Here is an 18,224-nt window from a genome sequence, read left to right on the forward strand (position 1 = left end):
ATGATAGAGTTAAACAGTAGTCAGATTGCCTCTTATATTCACACCGAACTGGGCCATGAGCCCACGCCGGGGCAGCTTACTCTTATTGAAAAACTTGGCGATTTTGTTGCCAGGCCCCTGCAGCCACGCCAGCAACCTGCTTTTTTGATAAAAGGTTATGCAGGAACAGGTAAAACAACGCTGGTTAGTGCCCTTGTAAGAGTCCTGCCTTTGATAGGTATGCAGTCGGTCTTAATGGCGCCTACAGGCAGAGCAGCCAAGGTGCTGGCAGGATATTCGCGTAAACTGGCATTAACAATTCATCGTAAAATATACAGGGCTTCTCCGGGAGCTGACGGGAAACTCAGGATGGGACTTGCGCCTAATCCGCATAAATACACCCTCTTTATTGTTGATGAGGCGTCAATGATTCCCGGCTCAGGTGGTTCTTCTGAGCAGGGTATATATGCTTACCGCGATTTGCTTGAGGATTTGATCAATTACGTATATAGCAGTGAAGGCTGCAAATTACTGTTGATTGGCGATAGTGCTCAGTTGCCTCCCGTGGGACTTGAAGTTAGTCCCGCAATGGACGTGGAGATTCTGACTAAAAACTATCATCTTGATATTGCCTCGTTTGAATTGCGCGAAGTCGTCCGCCAGTCGCTTGAAAGCGGAATTCTGGCCAATGCCACTCATCTTCGGAATCAGGCCGGTGCTGAAGCCCCTGTTCTGCCCTTTTTTAATCTGAAAGGTTTTTCTGATATCCGCCGTATTGATGGCACCATGTTTGAAGATGCCCTCAATTCATGCTATTCGCGGTTTGGTGTTGAAAATACGGTGATTATTACCCGGTCAAATAAGCGGGCTAATTTGTTTAATAACGAGGTTCGCAGCCGCATGCTCTTTCGAGAAACCGAACTTTCGGCCGGCGATATTATTATGATTACCCGTAATAATTACTTCTGGCTGCCTTCTGGCGCTAAAGCTGGATTTATTGCCAATGGCGATATGGCTGAAGTCAGACGCATCCTTAAAACCGGCGAAATGTATGGTTATCATTTTGCTGATGTCAGTATTCAACTGGTCGATTATCCTGAACAGGAAGTGATTGAAGTCAAACTTTTACTCGATTCCATGACCATCGATACCCCTTCGATGCCACAGGAGGAACTGCAAAAGTTGTTTGATGAAATTATGCTCGATTACAGCGAAATTTCGTCAAAACAGGAACGTATAGCACAGGTAAAACACAGCCCGTTTTATAATGCGGTTCAGGCTAAGTTTGCTTACGCGCTTACTTGTCACAAAACACAAGGCGGCCAGTGGGATGCCGTTTTTATCGACCACGGTTATCTTACAGGCGAAATGATTGACAGCAGTTTTGTAAGATGGCTTTATACTGCCGTTACACGTTCAACAACAGAGGTTTACCTGGTTAATTTTAATGAAAACTTTTTTGTAGAATAAACCGTGCCATTACAGCCGGAAATTAACTGTTGCCAAATCACGGATGCATTACTGTATTCACTTTAATTTCCAAATCATTAACTTTGCACCGTTTTTTAATTGTGGTCATTAAGTATATTGCTGATGAAAGTAGACCGAACCCAGATAGAAACTCTTTTTAATGATTTTACAGGTAAACATGTGTTGATCCTTGGCGATGTCATGATCGATTCATATTTATGGGGGAAAGTTGATCGCATTTCTCCTGAGGCTCCGGTGCCGGTTGTTTCTGTTAAACGCCGCGAAAATCTACTCGGAGGGGCAGCCAATGTTGCGCTCAATATTAAGGCACTGAGTGCTGTACCTGTATTGTGCTCGGTTATTGGTGCTGATATCAAAGGTGATGAATTTAATGAGCTGTTGCATCAGGATGGAATTATGACTGATGGAATTGTGCGCAGCCCAAGCCGGATTACTACTACCAAATTCAGAATAATTGGCAATAAAGCCCAGATGCTTCGGGTTGACGAAGAAATGGATTCTGACTTGCTGCCACAGGATGAGATTGCTTTACTGGAAAGAGTGTCAGAAATATTTCAACGATTTCCAATCGGAGTCGTAATTCTGCAGGACTACAACAAAGGCGTCCTTACAAAAAATGTGATTGAAAGTGTGATTGCACTCTCTGCAGCTAAAGGTATTCCGGTGGTTGTTGATCCCAAAAAGAAAAACTTTGATGCATACAAGAAGGTAGATCTTTTTAAACCCAATCTCAAGGAATTGAGCGAGGGATTGAAAATTGATCTTGATTTGAATGATATTGCAAGTATAAAATCAGCCGCCATAGCCTGGCAAACCAATCAATCTATTACGGCAATGATGGTTACTTTGTCTGAAGCGGGTGTGTTTATCCGCGATACTTCAAATGGTCAGGTGAGTGAGTTTCATATTCCGGCGCATGTCCGCAATATTGCTGATGTGTCAGGAGCAGGCGATACTGTTATCAGTGTTGCATCCCTGTGCCGGGCTATGGGTGTTTCTCCCTTTCTGACAGCCAGTTTGTCTAATCTTGCCGGAGGCCTTGTTTGTGAATTCGTTGGAGTGGCCCCGGTTAACCGCGAACGTCTCCTGAGTGAAGCAATTGAACTCATAGCGGTTAAATAATTCATCCATGTCCGTTGATAATTTGTTCTTCAGTGAACCGGTAAAATAAATTTATTATTCTTTCGTTAGAAGCTAAAACTATATTTGTGCGACTTACTCTTATAAAAATTTCTGTCTTTTTTGTTCTGTTTGGCTTGTTTCACCCATTTGCAAATGCGCAAAAAGCCAAAGTCCGCAATTTGCCTAATTATGATAACTCTCCTTATCATTTTGGATTTGTGCTGGGAATGAATCAGATGCTGTTTAGTGTCAAAACCAATCCCGGGTTTCAGGATATAAGCTATTATGCGTTGCAAACACCCGATTTGTTTGCCGATTCGTCTAAGCTATATGGTCTTGAGCATAAACCTGCCTACGGTTTTACTATTGGTATTGTTTCCAATCTGCGCATAGGAGATTATCTTGACTTGCGGTTTATCCCTTCCTTGTCATTCGGTGAAAGAGATTTGCAGTATTCCGTACTCACCTATTTTCAGGACGAAGTGTCTCAGTCAGTCATCAGTAAAAAGATTCAATCAACTTTTATTGAATTCCCGCTGCAGATTAAATATAAGGGCAACCGCCTGAATAATATACGTCCATACTGGCTGGTAGGAGCAAAATATGCACTGGATTTGGCCAGCGATTCTAAAAAGAAGGAAGAGAGTAATAACATTTATGTTGCACTTGAGCGAAATGATGTTTATGCCGACCTGGGAGGTGGTATCGATATCTACACTACATTCTTTAAATTCGGAATTGAACTGAAGATGTCGTACGGCCTGCGCGATATTCTGAAAAGACAGGGAAATATTTATACCTTGCCCGTCGACAGGATTAATTCCAAGCTTTTCCTGCTTTCTTTTACTTTTGAATAAAACATTCCCGTTTTTTTCTGTTTATTAAGTTGTATCTCATTAAGCAGGTCATGAAAACGTGATCTGCTCATTTTATTTTTAATTGCCTTACAATGCGCAAAGAAATTGAATTAAGACTTACTCCTGCCGAAGCCAACGACCCTGTAAGGTGGAAACAGATTGCCTCGTCGTTATTGGGCGTACCGCAGGGGCGGATTTATCATATTAGACCTGTTAAAAGGTCGATTGATGCCAGGCAGAAGATTATTTACAGACTGAAGGCCGAAATTTTTATTGGCGAGCACTTGCCGCCATCAGAAAAAATCATGCTCCCTTCATATCCTGATGTATCGCGTCGTAATCCTGTTATTGTGGTCGGAGCAGGCCCGGCAGGGCTGTTTGCTGCTTTAACATTGATTGAGCAAGGCTTCAAACCTGTGGTGATTGAAAGGGGAAAAGATGTAAAAGCCCGTAAATACGATATTTCATCACTCAACCGGGGCGAACGAGTTCATCCTGATTCCAATTACTGCTTTGGAGAAGGAGGTGCCGGAACCTATTCTGATGGTAAACTTTATACCCGGTCAACAAAAAGAGGAAATGTAAGTGATATCCTCAAAACATTGGTTGCTCATGGTGCGCCTGATGATATTCTGATTGACGCACATCCACATATTGGAACTGATAAGCTTCCGGGAATTATTGCAGCCATCAGGCGCTCAATTCTAGAAGCAGGTGGCGAAGTTTACTTTAATAAAAGGGTAACAGGCCTGATTACAAAAAACGGGAAGGTAAAAGGAGTTATTGATGAGACCGGAAATGAATATCAGGCTGCTTCAGTTATTCTTGCAACAGGGCATTCGGCCCGCGATATTTTTACCATGTTGCCCGAATATGGGGTATTTCCTGAAGCTAAGCCTTTTGCATTGGGTGTGCGAATTGAACACCCGCAGCAATTGATTGACAGTATTCAATACCGCATGCCTGAGCGTGGCCCGCATTTGCCGGCAGCAACCTATAATTTGGTTACTCAGGCCGATGGCAGAGGCGTTTTTTCTTTTTGTATGTGCCCCGGCGGAATCATTGTGCCTGCTTCTACGGGCGAAGGAGAGCTTGTGGTGAATGGAATGTCAAACTCGCAACGCAATTCTCCTTATGCGAATGCAGGAATAGCAGTTGCCGTTGAATCTGCCGACTGGCAGGAATATGCTGAATACGGGCCTCTGGCTGCCCTGCATTTCCAAAAAATGATTGAACAGCGTGCCTGGGAAGCTGCCGGCAAGTCGCTGAAAGCCCCGGCACAGCGCCTGACAGATTTCCTTGATGACCGGCTCTCAAGCAGTCTGCCCGATTGCTCTTATAACCCGGGTCTTGTAAGTGCTAGAATGGATGAAATTCTTCCTGACTTTCTCAACAGGCGTCTTAAAATGGCTTTCCGCGATTTTGATGCAAAAATGAAAGGATACCTTACCAATGAAGCAGTATTGGTAGGGGTTGAGTCGCGTACATCTTCTCCTGTGAGGATTCCACGGGATGAAAGATCACTTCAAAGTATTCATCTGGCTGGGCTTTACCCTTGTGGCGAAGGCGCCGGATATGCCGGAGGAATTGTTTCATCAGCGATTGACGGTGTCAGATGCGCTCTGGCTGTTGCCGGAAAAAATCATGAATGATTTCAGACTCCTCTATTGCGGTAAGGCATGGTAAATATTTTTGTGAAATTGCTGTTGCATTGCCCGATATTTCATACGTTTGCACTAAACGCTGTGCTCAAATAATCAGCATAAAGTATCCGGTTATGGAAGAAAATCAGGGAAAAACTCCGCTTTTTGAAGCCCTTCGTACTAAAGCATTGCTTAAGCAGGATGTGTATAAAAATACATTTACCTCATTCAGGCTGTTTAAAAGCATAGTACTGGAAATGGTCAATGAATATCAGGAGAAGTACAATGGAAACCAGGTGTCCGTTCCATTCGAATTTCGCGATAGAAGCGAATTTGAATTTGAATTGAAGTTTGGGGGCGATGTGCTGATTTTTGTCATGCATTCAAATATCTTTGAATTCTCACGCCTGCACGAGGTGATGAAAACAGTTTATATCAAGGAAGACATGGATAGATCCTACTGCGGGGTCATCAATATCTATAATTTCCTGGCCGATTCATTTAAATATAACCGGATGAACGATGTGGGTTATATGATTGGCAGAGTGTTCATCAACAAGGATTTGCATTACTTTATTGAAGGAAAACGCGAAATCGGGCTGTTGTTTAATAATTTTGCCTCATCGGTACTTACCAAAGAATCAGCTACGCAAATTATTGAATCCTCTATCGCTTATACTGTTAATTTTGACTTGTTAACGCCTCCATATGAGGAAGTTAAGCAGGTTTCGGTGTATGAAATGCAAACTTCGTTAGACAATATGAAGCTGCCCACCGGCAAGCGGCTCGGGTTTCGGTTCCAGGGAGACCATGAAGATTTTAAATAATTTAATTTTTTTTTGAGCTGGTTTATTTGCTGTAAACCAATTAATTGTATTTGATTTTTTGTAGTTATAACAAGGATTTGCGAAAAAAAAGCAAAAAAAAATCAACGGAGATTTGGAGGATAAAAAAATAGTTGTACATTTGCAGTCCTTAATCAAATGACCAAATGGTCCGTTCGTCTAACGGTTAGGACGCCAGGTTTTCATCCTGGTAATAGGGGTTCGATTCCCCTACGGACTACTAACAAAGAAGTAAAAAAATGGCAAATCACAAATCGTCAATAAAGAGAATTAAAACCAACGATGCACGTCGCGTTCGTAACAGGTATTATGCAAAAACCATGCGCAATGCAGTTCGTAAATTCCGTGCACTGGATAACAAAACTGAAGCAGCTGAAAAACTTCCCAAGTTAGTTTCCATGATTGATAAACTTGCCAAAAAAACTGTTATTCATAAGAATAAAGCTGGCAATCTTAAATCAAAACTTACCCGTCTGGTAAATAAAATGGCTTAATATTTTTTAAATTATATCTCACCCTCGTACTTTTGTACGGGGGTTTTTTTATTTATGGAAATAGCCTAATTTAGCAGGAATTATTAACAATTGTTCAATGGATGATTCATTGGTAAGGGTGCCAATCAGGCAGTGGGCAGAAGGAGATAAACCCCGCGAGAAGCTGATTAAAAACGGAAAAGGTGTTCTGAGCGACGCTGAACTGATTGCCATTCTGCTCCGCTCCGGTTCGCGCGATAAGTCAGCGGTTGAGCTGGCCCGGCATATGCTGCAGCAGTGTAACAATGATCTTACAGTTTTGTCAAAACTCAGTGTTGATGATTTGATGAAATTTAAAGGAATAGGAGAGGCCAAAGCCTTAAGCATATTGGCTGCGCTTGAACTGGGCTTGCGCCGGCGCATTGCCGAAGTGCCGGTTAAGCAGGTCATCTCTTCTAGCCGCGATGCCTTCGAGCTCTTTTACCCAAACCTGGCCGACAGTTTATATGAGAGTTTCTGGATTTTGCTGTTGAACAGAGCTAACCGGAAAATCGCCATACAGAATATATCTGAAGGCGGACAGGCAGGCACCGTGGCCGATCCTAAAAAGATTTTTAAATTGGCGCTTGACCAAAATGCAGCTTCCATTATTTTATGTCACAACCATCCTTCGGGCAACCTTCAACCCAGTGATGCCGACAAGCAACTTACCCGCAAGCTTAAAGATGCAGGTTTAATGCTTGATTTGCCGGTATTGGATCATCTGATCATTGGTGACGACAAATATTTCAGCTTTGCTGATGAAGGGATTTTGTGAAATATTTGCTTAAAATTTAATTATGATAAAGATTGTTACCATAATCGGGGCAAGGCCTCAGATTATCAAAGCTGCTGCACTTAGCCGCGCCATATCAGGGCATTTTGCCGATAAAATGAATGAAATAATTGTGCACACAGGGCAGCACTATGATGCCAATATGTCGCAGGTGTTTTTTGATGAGCTGGGTATTCCTGCTCCACATTATAATCTGGGCGTGGGAAGCGGCCTGCATGGACGGCAAACTGCGCTGATGATCGAAGGGATTGAGAAAATTCTGCTTGAAGAGAAGCCTGATTTTCTTGTGCTTTATGGCGACACCAATTCAACTTTAGCCGGCGCTATAGCAGCATCTAAAATCCATGTTCCTATTGCCCATATTGAAGCAGGATTGCGTTCGTTTAACAAAAGTATGCCGGAAGAGATTAACAGGATTATGTGCGATCATGCTTCATCTTTGCTTTTTAGCCCTACTGAAACCGGCTTTCATAACCTGCTGAGGGAAGGCTTTATAAATAATCAGCTTCCGCCATTTTCAAGCGATCGCCCCGGGGTCTTTCATTGCGGCGATATTATGTACGATAACAGCCTGCACTTTGCTGCTCTGGCTCAAAAAAAATCTAAAATCCTCGAGAACTCCGGTTTGAAGGATGGGAAATATATATTGGCTACTATTCACCGCGATCATAATACCGATTTTCCTCAGCGGCTGAATGCCATTTTCAGCGCATTGGACCAAATCAGCCGGATGCATCAGGTTGAAATTGCCATGCCGCTTCATCCCCGTACATCAGCTTTACTTGATAAAAATCTGAACCATGGTGTGCTGACCTCCGTGCGGCAAAATAAGCTCATGAAAATTATGCCGCCTGTTTCTTTTCTGGATATGATTCAGCTTGAAAAAAACTCAGCCCTGGTTATGACAGATTCGGGTGGTGTGCAGAAAGAGGCCTACTTTTTTGGTAAGGCATGCGTTATTGCTCGTCCTGAAACGGAATGGACGGAGATTGTATCTGCTGGTGCCGGAGTAATTGCAGATGCAGATGAGAAATTACTGGTAGATTCCATTGCATTTTTCCTGAAAAACCCTCCTGTGCATTTCCCTGAGGTGTTTGGCGATGGAAATGCTGCCGGGTTTATTTGCAGTACAATTTTAAAAGCTGCTTCTGCATGAGCTGAAAGTGAAAACTTATAGTGCAGGCCTGAAGCCTTTGTCATTCACATGGATGTGGTAATCTTTTTGTAAAAAAAAGCCCGCCATGGCTTTTGAATTCAAAATAAAGTTGTACTTTTGCAGTCCGTTTTAAAATTCATATTGAATTAATAATCAAACCTTAAAACCATGTTGAAAAACTATGAAACCGTTTTCATTATGACTCCCGTTTTGTCTGATGAACAGATGAAGGAAGCGGTTGGAAAATTTCAGAAATTACTGAAAGACAAGGGGGCTGAGATAGTCCACGAAGATCATTGGGGCTTACGTAAGTTTGCTTATCCTATTCAGAAAAAGACCTCAGGTTTTTATCATCTGATTGAATTTAAGTCAGAAGGTAGTGTAATCAATGATCTTGAAGTAGCCTTCAAGCGTGACGAGCGCATTTTACGCTTTTTAACTGTAGCCCTCGACAAACATGCCGTTGCCTACAACGAAAAGAAACGCGTGAACAAAGCTGCTGCAGCCGTGGCCGAAACCAATACTGAAGCCTAATCAGGTAAAATTTTAATTCATTAAACAATGGCAAATCAACCTAATTCCGAAATAAAATACTTAACTCCGATTGCGGTCGATGTTAAGAAAAAGAAATACTGCCGTTTTAAAAAGAGCGGTATCAAGTATATCGACTATAAAGATGCTGACTTCCTTATGAAGTTTGTAAATGAGCAGGGTAAAATTCTTCCCCGTCGTATTACAGGTACATCAACCAAATACCAGCGCAAGGTTGCGCAGGCGGTAAAAAGGGCCCGTCATATTGCCCTGATGCCTTACGTGGCTGATTTATTAAAATAAGGAGGAAAACACAATGGAAGTCATTCTCAAAAAAGATATACCCAATCTGGGATACGCCACCGATATCATCAAGGTTCGTGATGGCTATGGTCGCAACTATCTTATTCCTCAGGGTCTTGCTATTCTTGCAACTGAGCCGAACAAGAAAATGAATGCTGAAACTTTGAAACAAAAAGCATTTAAAGAAGAAAAGATTCGCAAAGAAGCTGAAGCAATGGTTAAACTGTTGGAAAACATTACAGTTAAAATCGGCGCTAAAGTTGCTTCTACTGGTAAAATCTTTGGTTCAGTTAACTCATTGCAAATTGCTGAAGCCCTTAAAGCTCAATTTAATTACGATGTTGATCGTAAGAAAATTCATCTTGATGGCGATTCAGTAAAAGAAGTTGGCGAATACAAAGCAAAAGTAATGCTCCACAAAGGTGTTAGTGTTTTGGTTAACTTCGAAGTTTTTGCTGAATAGTTCCCCAAAATCTAAAATTCTTTATAATTTTAATCCCGGTTTATGACCGGGATTTTTTATGCTGAAAAATGATTTCTAAAAACCAGTTAAAGTTTGTGAATGCGCTGAAACTTCATAAATTTCGTGAAGCAGAAGGGCTTTTTATTGCTGAAGGTATTAAACTTGTGGATGAATTGCTTCAAAGCAATTTTCAGATCAAACAAATTTTTGCTACCAGGCAATGGCTAGACGACGGTCATCTTCATGCTCAACGAAACCAAATTCAAGCGCAGGAGATTACTGATGCTGAACTGGAGCGGATAAGTTTGCTTAATTCACCCAATCAGGTACTGGCTGTTGCCGTAAAACCTGAGTATTTGCCCCTGCCCGATGTGCGTAAGGAATGGGTGTTATTGCTCGACCAGATAAAAGATCCGGGAAACCTGGGCACCATCATCAGAACTGCTGACTGGTTTGGTTTTCACAGGATTATTGCTTCACCCAATAGTGTTGAGGTTTGGAATCCTAAAGTTGTACAGGCCAGTATGGGCTCTGTTTTCAGATTGCCCGTTCACTACCACGACTTAACTGAACTGCTGATGGAGTATAATGGTAAAGTGCCTGTTTATGGAACTTTGCTCGAAGGAGTTGCGCCGGCAAGTGTAGCAATAAGCAAATATGGTATGGTTGTAGTGGGAAATGAATCTCATGGTATCTCTGAGGCTATCTTGCCTTTTATTACAACTAAGATTTCTATTCCGGCAGCTGCCGTGAGCAGTCAGGGTAGAGCCGAATCTTTAAATGCCTCTATCGCTACAGCTATTATTTGTTATGAAATCAGAAGACAGCATCCGGTTTAATGAATCAATTTGTTTGTTAAATCGCAAACAACAATTGTCATTGTTTTTTGTTTTATTGATGGGATTAACAGCTTGCTTTAAAAGCTGCAAGAGGCAGCAAAAATGAACGAAACAACTTAATCATAAATATCAAATGACTCTAAAAATTGTACTGCTAACCATACTCATTGTCGGGCTTTCAATTGCCGGAATTGCGATTAAAATGTTTTTCAAAAAAGGGGGTGAATTCCGCAAATCATGTGGAAGTGTAGACCCTACCACCGGAATGAAAATAGGGTGCTCCTGCGGCGCAGGAGGTGAGGGAAACGGAAGTTGTAAGAATAAAGAAGATTAATTTTTATTTTGTTGCGGGCGCTTCATTTTCGATGATTGCCAACAGCCCTTTACTGCCCCATGTTTTTAACTCATCATTTTTATCTGAGTAAATGATGTATGCTTCAAGTTCGGGATGCTGATCGAGAAAGGCTTTTGTTTTTTCAACACCCATTACCATAAATGCTGTTGCATAAGCATCTGCGGTCATACAATCATCAGCCAATACTGATACGCTCAAGGCTGTGTGTTCTACCGGGAACCCTGTTTTAGGGTCGATGGTATGCGAATATCTTTTTCCATCCTTAATGATATATTTCCTGTAATTGCCCGATGTTGCCAGCGCTTTATTTTCGAGTTTAACTACTGAATTCAGGGTTCTGGCCGCATCAGCATCTGCAGCGGGTTGCTCTATTCCAACTCTCCACAGCTCTTTTTTCGCTTTGGTGCCTTTAGCCAAGACTTCTCCTCCCACATCAATCAGGTAGTCTTGTATGCCTTTTGATTCAAGAATCTGACCAATCAAATCAGCTGAATACCCCTGCGCAATGGCATTAAAATCAATCATAATGTCGGGGTTTTTCTTCACAAGCTTGCCATTGATCAACTGCACATTTCTATAGTCAATCAGGGGCAGAATACTGTCAATTTTTGCTGAATCAAGTTTCATAGGGTCGGTAAAACCAAATCCCCAGGCATTGATAAGGGGCATAACGGTAATGTCAAAAGCTCCGTTGGTTTTGACCGAAACTTCCATTGCTTTATTAAAAACGGCTGTAAAATTATTGTCAGCAACCACATCCGTATCATTCCTGTTGAATCGTGAAATGATGGATTGATTCAGGTAATTGGAAGCCGAATAGTCAAAAGCTTTAAAAAAACTATCAATAGAGGGTTGTAAATCCTGCTCTTCTTTGTCATAATATGTTATGGCATAATATGTTCCCTGGGCAAGCCCGTTAATTTTAAATTCCTTTTTTGGGGTATGAGGGCCACATGACCATAAGGTAAAATTGATTAAAAAAAGAATAGAAAGGAACTTCTTCATGGTGCTTGACTGATTGATAAATGTTGTTGGCTAAATTAGTTAAATATGAAACTGGTGATATTAAAAAACGCCCAAAATATTTTGGGCGTTTTTTGAATGTAATGCGTTTAGGTTCTCTATCCGCCAAAGTCATCAAATGCAATATTCTCTTTGGGCACACCCAGGTTATCAAGCATTTTGAAAACAGCAGAGTTCATCATCGGGGGTCCGCAAAGGTAAAATTCAATTTCTTCCGGTTCGGGATGTTTGCTGAGATAATTGTCAAGAACTACCTGGTGAATAAATCCCTGGTAGCCAGTCCAGTTGTCTTCTGGAAGAGGTTCTGACAGGGCAATGTTGAATTTGAAATTCGGGAAGTTCTTTTCAATGGCTTCAAATTCATCATCGTAGAATACTTCACGTAAGGAACGGGCTCCGTACCAATAAGTTACTTTTCTGTCAGTTTTTTCGGTGTGAAACATATGGAATATCTGGGAGCGAAGAGGAGCCATGCCGGCACCACCCCCGATATAGAGCATTTCCTTTTTGGTAGGTTTAATATGAAATTCACCATAAGGCCCTGAAACCATTACTTTGTCGCCTGGTTTGCGCGAGAAAATATAAGATGAGCAGATTCCCGGGTTCACATTCATAAACTGATTTTTGGCTCTGTCCCAGGGTGGTGTTGCAATACGGATGTTGAGCATTACAATATTTCCTTCGGCAGGGTGGTTGGCCATTGAATATGCCCTGTAAATTGGCTCAGGGTTTTTCATTTTTAAATTCCAGATATTGAGTTTGTCCCAATCTTCACGGAATTTATCTTCAACAACTATGTCCTTGAAGTCAACATCGCACTTGGGAACATCAATCTGGATATAACCACCTGATTGAAAATCAAGTGTTTCGCCTTCGGGAAGTCTGACAACAAATTCCTTGATAAATGTGGCAACATTGCGGTTGCTAACCACTTCGCATTCCCACTTTTTAATGCCAAAAATTTCTTTGGGAATACTGATTTTGAGGTCTTCGCGCACTTTAACCTGGCAACCCAATCTCCAGTGGTTTTGTTGTTCTTTGCGTGTGAAATAGCCTTTCTCGGTAGGTAAAATTTCACCGGCTCCTTCAAATACCTGACATTTACACATGGCGCAGGTGCCTCCTCCTCCGCAGGCAGAGGGCAGAAAGATTTTTTCGGTAGCAAGTGTACTCAACAAGGTAGAACCTGGTTGAGCCTCAATTTCTTTTTCATCATTGATGGTAATTTTAACTTTACCCGGAGGGGTGAGTTTGGCGCGTACATAAAGGAGAACGCCAACCAAAAGAAGTATGATGGTTAAAAATACCACGATACTGATTAGTACAATCATTCCGGTTCCCATATCAGTTTTTTCTCAGTGTTAATTTAAAAATCAATTGAAGTTTTAGAGTTTAATTCCCATAAAACTCATAAATGCAATACCCATCAAACCTGTAATAATAAAGGTGATACCCAGTCCTCTTAGTGGCTTGGGTATATTTGAATAGCGTATTTTTTCACGGATTGCTGCAATAGCAACAATGGCAAGAAACCATCCGATGCCGCTGCCCAGACCGAATGCAGTTGCTTCAGCAATAGATTCGTAATCCCGTTCCTGCATAAAGAGAGAACCTCCCAGAATTGCACAGTTAACAGCAATGAGAGGGAGGAAAATTCCCAGCGAAGAATAAAGGGTAGGGGAAAATTTCTCAATAATCATTTCAACCAGCTGAACCATGGATGCAATTACTGCGATGAACATGATAAAGCTTAGAAAGCTCAGATCTACGTTGGCAAATTCACTGCCTAACCATGACAGGGCCCCTTCGCGAAGCAGGTAATTGTTGATAAGATAATCAACCGGGACGGTAATACCCAGAACAAAAACAACCGCGATGCCCAGACCAACAGATGTTTTAACTGTTTTTGATACTGCCAGGTATGAACACATACCGAGGAAGTAAGCAAAAATCATGTTGTCAATAAAGATGGATTTGACGAAAATATTTATCAGGTTTTCCATTTCTTGCAGGATAAAATAAAGTGACTAATTTTCTTCTTGAAGGTCAGGATTTCTCGAACGTTGAACCCAAATGATGATGCCAACCACAACCAGGGCCATAGGAGGCAGAATCATAAGTCCGTTGTTAACATATCCCAGGTCATAAAAAGCTTTGGGCATTACATGATAACCCCATATTGTGCCTGAGCCGAGTAATTCGCGGAAAAATGCTACAATGACCAGGATTACTCCGTAACCAAATCCATTCCCAATCCCGTCGACGAAGGAATGCCATGGCTTATTGGCCATTGCAAATGCCTCCAAACGTCCCATAATGATGCAGTTGGTGATGATAAGTCCTACAAAAACAGAGAGCTGTTTACTTACATCATAAACATATGCTTTAAGTATTTGGTCAACCAGAATTACAAGTGCTGCAATAACCACAAGCTGCACAATAATTCGGATTCGGGGCGGGATGGTATTGCGCAACAGCGAAATCAGCAGGTTTGACATAGCCGTAACCACAGTTACTGACAGTGCCATTACAAAAGCCGGTTCAAGTTTGACTGTAACAGCAAGTGCTGAACATATGCCAAGCACCTGCACTGTGATGGGGTTATCTTTATTGAGAGGCCCGAGCAGCAGCTTTTTAGTCTTTGCAGAGAACAAAGGTTCCTTTTCGGTTTTTACAGAGCTCATATAGCTTTTTGTTTTTTAATATACATTACATAATTTTCCAGACAATCTTTGATCATGTTACTAACACCTACACTGGTGATTGTACCTCCTGAAATGGCATCCACGCCATGTGAAGGGTTGATGTTGGAATTGTTGACGCCTCCTTTAACCACTTTAATGGATACAAAATTGCCGTTTTCGTCAAGAATTGTTTTACCGGGAAACTGGGAAACAAACATGGGTGTTGAGATTTCAGCACCCAGGCCAGGCGTTTCTCCTTTGTGACCGAAAGTTACACCTACAACAGTGGATAAGTCGTTTTTGAGCGCGATGTTTCCCCAAACGGGACCCCACAACCCCATCCCATACATAGGAATGATGTACATTTCTTCTTCTCCAACTTTGCATGCAAACAAAGGAAATACAGGCTGTTTGGTGCTTTTTCCGGCTTTAAAGTCCTGTTGGGCTTTAAGTTCTGCTTTCAGGTCGATGAGAAATGCTCTTTGGTTGCCTTTTTCAAATTTTCCGTTGGCATAAACACTTACTTCTTCGCCTTCGCTGGTGATTGTGATCTCTTTTACAATATGCTTATCGTAAAGTTCTTCGGCGTTAGCGGTGGTTGATTCGATGTTGGCAGACCGCAGGATGTCCTGAATTTTCTCAATTTTAACATTTCTTTCCTGCGCAGGTTTCAGCAATATTGCTGCAGCGGAAAGCAGTGCTGCTACCAGGATTACCATGATAGAAGCATATCTGAATATATAACCGTTACTGAACATTTTATGGTTTGTTTGGGTAATACAGATAAATTAATTGTCAGGCTTTAATTGGCTTTGCAGCTCGTTTCAGCCTCTTTTTAATGTTCGATTCTACCACGTAATGGTCAATGAGCGGCGCAAATACGTTTAAGAGAAGGATTGCAAGCATCATTCCTTCGGGATAAGCAGGATTTAGTACCCTGATAAGCACCGCCATCACCCCGATAAGGAATCCGTAAATAATTTTGCCTCTGGCTGTTTGTGCTGCTGTAACAGGATCGGTGGCCATAAAAACAGCTCCGAAAGCAAAGCCGCCCATTACCAAATGGTAATAAAACGGGACTTCCATATAAGCATTAACGGCCAGCAGGTTAAGTAAACCGCCCATAAAAACGCCTCCCAGCAAAACAGAAATCATAATGCGAAGACTACCTATGCCTGTAACAGCAAGAATTACTGCTCCTATTAAAATGGCCAGGGTAGAAGTTTCGCCAATTGAGCCCGGAATAAATCCCAGAAACATATCGCTGAAAGAATGTGAGAAGTTTACAACGCCTGTGCTAACGCCAGCAGCGGCTTCAGCTAATGGTGTTGCCCCTGAAAAAGCATCGGCCTTTTCGGCAATCCAGACTTTGTCGCCTGAGATTTGTGCCGGATAGGCAAAAAACAGAAAAGCTCTGGCGGTAAGTGCAGGATTTAGTATATTCATTCCAGTTCCACCAAACACTTCTTTGCCGATTACCACAGCAAAGGCAGTGGCAACTGCAACCATCCATAAAGGGATATCGGGTGGAACAACAAGCGGAATTAACATTCCGGAAACCAGAAATCCTTCGTTTACTTCATGATGCCTTATCTGAGCAAAAATAAATTCAATGCCCAGGCCAGTTACATATGAAACGATAATAATCGGTACGATTTTCGCGGCGCCAAATAATACTTTGGCCCAAAAATCAACCGTTTCTCCCTGTGAAAGAAAATGTTGATGACCGGCATTCCAGATTCCGAAAAGCAGAGCAGGAATCATGGCAATAACCACCACACTCATGGTTCGTTTCATATCTATACTGTCACGGATATGACTTCCTTTAAAGGTGGTTTTGTCAGGTACAAAAAGAAAGGTTTCGAAGGCATCAAATGTTGAGTGCAGCTTTTCGAACTTCCCGCCTTTCTGGAACTGAGGTTTGATTTTATCCAGGTAGCTTCTGAGCGCTTTCATTCAGTATTGTGTTATTTTTCGATTGAATTAGAATTTAATATTTTAATCTCAAAGAACCAGGCTGTTATCAGCTCATTTCTTTTCGCATCAATTCAAGTCCGTGACGAACGATTGACTGAATTTCGGTTTTCGAAGTGTCAATAAATTCGCATAAGGCAAAGTCTTCAGGTTCAATTTCGTAGATACCCAGATTTTCCATCAGATCGATATCTTCAGCCAAAATGGCTTTGATGAGCTGAAGCGGATAAATATCCATGGGTAATACTTTTTCAAACTGGCCTGTCATTACATAAGCCCTTACACCTCCATGCATGTTGGTGTCAAAGTTATACGCTTTGTTGGGGGTGAGCCATGAGAAAAATGAGCGTGAAAAGCTGAATTTATTTAAACCTGGTAAAGCCCATCCAATAAATTCATGGTAATCTCCTTCGGGAATAACTGTAAGCAGTGAGTCGTAAAATCCCAGATAGTTGTTGGGTTTTATCTGCGCTCCGCTTAATACATTTCCTGAAATGTAGCGAAGATTTCCTTCGGTGGTATTCCCTTCAACCAGTTTGGAAACGCAAGCGCCTCTTCTGGTTTTGAAGTATCCTGTTTTTTTGACTTCCGAGCCTGCAAGGGCAATGGTGATTTCAGAATTGTAAACCCCTTCCGTAAAAAGCCGTCCTATGGTAATTACATCCTGTACACCAGCAAACCAAACCAGTTCGCCTTTGTTAATCGGATCGATATGATGAATCTGGATGCCTGTGTTGCCGGCAGGATGTGGGCCACTAAAAGTGTTGATTTGCACATTGCGGCTGCTTAAAAATTCTTTGGCCGTAGTTTTATTGCTGACATTCAGATGTACTTTGCCGCTGGTAAGCTTAGCGAGTACGTCAAGTCCTGTTTGAAACGCATTGCCATTGCCATTCATGATAAAATCATAATCGGGCGCCAGCGGGGCTGTGTCAAAAGCTGAAACATGAATGGCCTTGGGTGAGCTTTCCGGATCGGCAATAATACCATATGGACGTTGCCTCACCAGGGGCCATAACCCGCTTTTAAGAAGTTTTTCGACAATGGCTTCACGGGTAAGATCTGATGGATTAGCTGTTCCAAACTTTTCTTGCTCATAAAGACCGTCGGATTCAATTCTGACTTCAAGCAGGACTCTTTTATCGCCTCTTTTGATTTCAGTTACTGTGCCACTGACCGGAGATGTAAATACAATGTTTTCCCTGTATTTATCAATAAATAGTGGCGTTCCTGCTTTCACTCTGTCGCCTTCTTTTACCTGCATTCTGGGAAAAACGCCGATAAAATCGGTGGGTTTGATAGCAAATTGTTGGGCGGTAACTTCCCTAAGGGTTTTTTCGGCCTCTCCTTTCAGCCTTATATTCAGTCCCTTATTAATTCTGATGGTTTTGGACATATTATTTTAAATTTCTGACACCTCTTTGTCTGCTGAATCTGAAATGCACAAACCGATATATTTATATTGGTACATGGGAATACATGGTATTCACCACTATATCAAGCCGCAAAAGTAAGGATTTTGTACCAAACGGTATGCACATAATTGCATCATTTTTGCAAATTTTAATCCTGATGAATCATTATTTCCCGACAAGGCAATGATCGCTTATTCTTTTCGTTCTTCCAGTCAAAAATGCTCAAATGCGGATAA

At 41.8% G+C, this 18,224-nt stretch carries 20 protein-coding genes and 1 tRNA gene; 14 read left to right on the forward strand and 7 right to left on the reverse strand.

Translation table 11 applies throughout. The features are described from left to right. The 14 genes from H6541_12105 to H6541_12170 all read left to right on the forward strand — a co-directional run bounded on the left by H6541_12105 (position 1) and on the right by H6541_12170 (position 10,871). The gene (locus tag H6541_12105) at positions 1-1,449 is read left to right on the forward strand and encodes an AAA family ATPase (GenBank protein MCB9016533.1); all 1,449 of its coding nucleotides are present in this window, start codon (positions 1-3) and stop codon (positions 1,447-1,449) included. A gap of 123 nt (positions 1,450-1,572) precedes the next feature. Next, positions 1,573-2,592: a D-glycero-beta-D-manno-heptose-7-phosphate kinase gene (locus H6541_12110; GenBank protein MCB9016534.1), complete on the forward strand. Its 1,020-nt coding sequence runs from the start codon at positions 1,573-1,575 to the stop codon at positions 2,590-2,592. An 86-nt stretch (positions 2,593-2,678) separates the two neighbouring features. Further along, positions 2,679-3,449, forward strand: coding sequence for a PorT family protein (locus tag H6541_12115; protein ID MCB9016535.1), 771 nt, complete (start codon positions 2,679-2,681; stop codon positions 3,447-3,449). Between the two features lie 92 nt (positions 3,450-3,541). Then, a complete protein-coding gene (locus H6541_12120; GenBank protein MCB9016536.1) occupies positions 3,542-5,101 on the forward strand; it encodes an FAD-dependent oxidoreductase in 1,560 nt (519 codons plus the stop codon). Then, a complete protein-coding gene (locus H6541_12125) occupies positions 5,098-5,919 on the forward strand; it encodes a hypothetical protein (protein ID MCB9016537.1) in 822 nt (273 codons plus the stop codon). Before H6541_12120 ends, H6541_12125 begins: the two co-directional genes overlap by 4 nt. A 166-nt stretch (positions 5,920-6,085) precedes the next feature. Further along, positions 6,086-6,157: transfer RNA gene (locus H6541_12130), tRNA-Glu, on the forward strand. A 19-nt stretch (positions 6,158-6,176) separates the two neighbouring features. After that, a complete protein-coding gene (locus H6541_12135; GenBank protein MCB9016538.1) occupies positions 6,177-6,431 on the forward strand; it encodes a 30S ribosomal protein S20 in 255 nt (84 codons plus the stop codon). A gap of 97 nt (positions 6,432-6,528) precedes the next feature. Next, complete coding sequence (radC, locus tag H6541_12140) at positions 6,529-7,227, forward strand: DNA repair protein RadC (GenBank protein MCB9016539.1); 699 nt, start codon at positions 6,529-6,531, stop codon at positions 7,225-7,227. A 22-nt stretch (positions 7,228-7,249) separates the two neighbouring features. Continuing rightward, complete coding sequence (gene wecB, locus H6541_12145) at positions 7,250-8,401, forward strand: UDP-N-acetylglucosamine 2-epimerase (non-hydrolyzing) (GenBank protein MCB9016540.1); 1,152 nt, start codon at positions 7,250-7,252, stop codon at positions 8,399-8,401. A gap of 168 nt (positions 8,402-8,569) precedes the next feature. Next, positions 8,570-8,935, forward strand: coding sequence for a 30S ribosomal protein S6 (locus tag H6541_12150; protein ID MCB9016541.1), 366 nt, complete (start codon positions 8,570-8,572; stop codon positions 8,933-8,935). Between the two features lie 27 nt (positions 8,936-8,962). Continuing rightward, positions 8,963-9,235 (forward strand): 30S ribosomal protein S18, encoded by a 273-nt coding sequence (locus tag H6541_12155; protein MCB9016542.1) that lies wholly within the window; start codon positions 8,963-8,965, stop codon positions 9,233-9,235. 13 nt (positions 9,236-9,248) lie between these two features. Beyond that, positions 9,249-9,698: a 50S ribosomal protein L9 gene (locus H6541_12160; protein ID MCB9016543.1), complete on the forward strand. Its 450-nt coding sequence runs from the start codon at positions 9,249-9,251 to the stop codon at positions 9,696-9,698. 68 nt (positions 9,699-9,766) lie between these two features. Then, positions 9,767-10,537 carry an RNA methyltransferase gene (locus H6541_12165; protein ID MCB9016544.1) on the forward strand — a complete coding sequence of 257 codons (771 nt, stop codon included), beginning with the start codon at positions 9,767-9,769 and terminating at the stop codon, positions 10,535-10,537. A 133-nt stretch (positions 10,538-10,670) separates the two neighbouring features. Then, positions 10,671-10,871 carry a membrane or secreted protein gene (locus H6541_12170; GenBank protein ID MCB9016545.1) on the forward strand — a complete coding sequence of 67 codons (201 nt, stop codon included), beginning with the start codon at positions 10,671-10,673 and terminating at the stop codon, positions 10,869-10,871. A gap of 3 nt (positions 10,872-10,874) precedes the next feature. Here the strand turns inward: H6541_12170 and H6541_12175 are convergent, their stop codons facing one another. The 7 genes from H6541_12175 to H6541_12205 all read right to left on the reverse strand — a co-directional run bounded on the left by H6541_12175 (position 10,875) and on the right by H6541_12205 (position 17,969). Further along, positions 10,875-11,897 carry an FAD:protein FMN transferase gene (locus H6541_12175; protein MCB9016546.1) on the reverse strand — a complete coding sequence of 341 codons (1,023 nt, stop codon included), beginning with the start codon at positions 11,895-11,897 and terminating at the stop codon, positions 10,875-10,877. A gap of 116 nt (positions 11,898-12,013) precedes the next feature. After that, positions 12,014-13,246, reverse strand: coding sequence for an NADH:ubiquinone reductase (Na(+)-transporting) subunit F (locus H6541_12180; protein ID MCB9016547.1), 1,233 nt, complete (start codon positions 13,244-13,246; stop codon positions 12,014-12,016). Positions 13,247-13,300: 54 nt separating this feature from the next. Further along, the gene (gene nqrE / locus H6541_12185) at positions 13,301-13,918 is read right to left on the reverse strand and encodes an NADH:ubiquinone reductase (Na(+)-transporting) subunit E (protein ID MCB9016548.1); all 618 of its coding nucleotides are present in this window, start codon (positions 13,916-13,918) and stop codon (positions 13,301-13,303) included. Between the two features lie 24 nt (positions 13,919-13,942). Further along, entirely contained in the window at positions 13,943-14,599 is a 657-nt protein-coding gene (locus H6541_12190) for an NADH:ubiquinone reductase (Na(+)-transporting) subunit D (protein MCB9016549.1), read from the reverse strand. Then, positions 14,596-15,357, reverse strand: coding sequence for an NADH:ubiquinone reductase (Na(+)-transporting) subunit C (nqrC, locus tag H6541_12195; GenBank protein ID MCB9016550.1), 762 nt, complete (start codon positions 15,355-15,357; stop codon positions 14,596-14,598). Before nqrC ends, H6541_12190 begins: the two co-directional genes overlap by 4 nt. Positions 15,358-15,394: 37 nt before the next feature. Beyond that, positions 15,395-16,555, reverse strand: coding sequence for an NADH:ubiquinone reductase (Na(+)-transporting) subunit B (locus H6541_12200; GenBank protein MCB9016551.1), 1,161 nt, complete (start codon positions 16,553-16,555; stop codon positions 15,395-15,397). 67 nt (positions 16,556-16,622) lie between these two features. Next, positions 16,623-17,969, reverse strand: coding sequence for a Na(+)-translocating NADH-quinone reductase subunit A (locus H6541_12205; protein MCB9016552.1), 1,347 nt, complete (start codon positions 17,967-17,969; stop codon positions 16,623-16,625). Positions 17,970-18,224: the final 255 nt, after the last annotated feature.

It is taken from the genome of Lentimicrobiaceae bacterium (assembly GCA_020636745.1).
Lineage (GTDB): Bacteria > Bacteroidota > Bacteroidia > Bacteroidales > Lentimicrobiaceae > Lentimicrobium.

What these genes read in the sequence shown, in the direction of transcription:
- H6541_12105 (MCB9016533.1), top strand. Translation starts at nt 1, where the DNA reads ATGATAGAGTTAAACAGTAGTCAGATTGCCTCTTATATTCACACCGAA.
- H6541_12110 (MCB9016534.1), top strand. Translation starts at nt 1,573, where the DNA reads ATGAAAGTAGACCGAACCCAGATAGAAACTCTTTTTAATGATTTTACA.
- H6541_12120 (MCB9016536.1), top strand. Translation starts at nt 3,542, where the DNA reads ATGCGCAAAGAAATTGAATTAAGACTTACTCCTGCCGAAGCCAACGAC.
- H6541_12125 (MCB9016537.1), top strand. Translation starts at nt 5,098, where the DNA reads ATGATTTCAGACTCCTCTATTGCGGTAAGGCATGGTAAATATTTTTGT.
- H6541_12135 (MCB9016538.1), top strand. Translation starts at nt 6,177, where the DNA reads ATGGCAAATCACAAATCGTCAATAAAGAGAATTAAAACCAACGATGCA.
- radC (MCB9016539.1), top strand. Translation starts at nt 6,529, where the DNA reads ATGGATGATTCATTGGTAAGGGTGCCAATCAGGCAGTGGGCAGAAGGA.
- wecB (MCB9016540.1), top strand. Translation starts at nt 7,250, where the DNA reads ATGATAAAGATTGTTACCATAATCGGGGCAAGGCCTCAGATTATCAAA.
- H6541_12150 (MCB9016541.1), top strand. Translation starts at nt 8,570, where the DNA reads ATGTTGAAAAACTATGAAACCGTTTTCATTATGACTCCCGTTTTGTCT.
- H6541_12155 (MCB9016542.1), top strand. Translation starts at nt 8,963, where the DNA reads ATGGCAAATCAACCTAATTCCGAAATAAAATACTTAACTCCGATTGCG.
- H6541_12160 (MCB9016543.1), top strand. Translation starts at nt 9,249, where the DNA reads ATGGAAGTCATTCTCAAAAAAGATATACCCAATCTGGGATACGCCACC.
- H6541_12165 (MCB9016544.1), top strand. Translation starts at nt 9,767, where the DNA reads ATGATTTCTAAAAACCAGTTAAAGTTTGTGAATGCGCTGAAACTTCAT.
- H6541_12170 (MCB9016545.1), top strand. Translation starts at nt 10,671, where the DNA reads ATGACTCTAAAAATTGTACTGCTAACCATACTCATTGTCGGGCTTTCA.
- H6541_12175 (MCB9016546.1), bottom strand. Translation starts at nt 11,897, where the DNA reads ATGAAGAAGTTCCTTTCTATTCTTTTTTTAATCAATTTTACCTTATGG.
- H6541_12180 (MCB9016547.1), bottom strand. Translation starts at nt 13,246, where the DNA reads ATGATTGTACTAATCAGTATCGTGGTATTTTTAACCATCATACTTCTT.
- nqrE (MCB9016548.1), bottom strand. Translation starts at nt 13,918, where the DNA reads ATGGAAAACCTGATAAATATTTTCGTCAAATCCATCTTTATTGACAAC.
- H6541_12190 (MCB9016549.1), bottom strand. Translation starts at nt 14,599, where the DNA reads ATGAGCTCTGTAAAAACCGAAAAGGAACCTTTGTTCTCTGCAAAGACT.
- nqrC (MCB9016550.1), bottom strand. Translation starts at nt 15,357, where the DNA reads ATGTTCAGTAACGGTTATATATTCAGATATGCTTCTATCATGGTAATC.
- H6541_12200 (MCB9016551.1), bottom strand. Translation starts at nt 16,555, where the DNA reads ATGAAAGCGCTCAGAAGCTACCTGGATAAAATCAAACCTCAGTTCCAG.
- H6541_12205 (MCB9016552.1), bottom strand. Translation starts at nt 17,969, where the DNA reads ATGTCCAAAACCATCAGAATTAATAAGGGACTGAATATAAGGCTGAAA.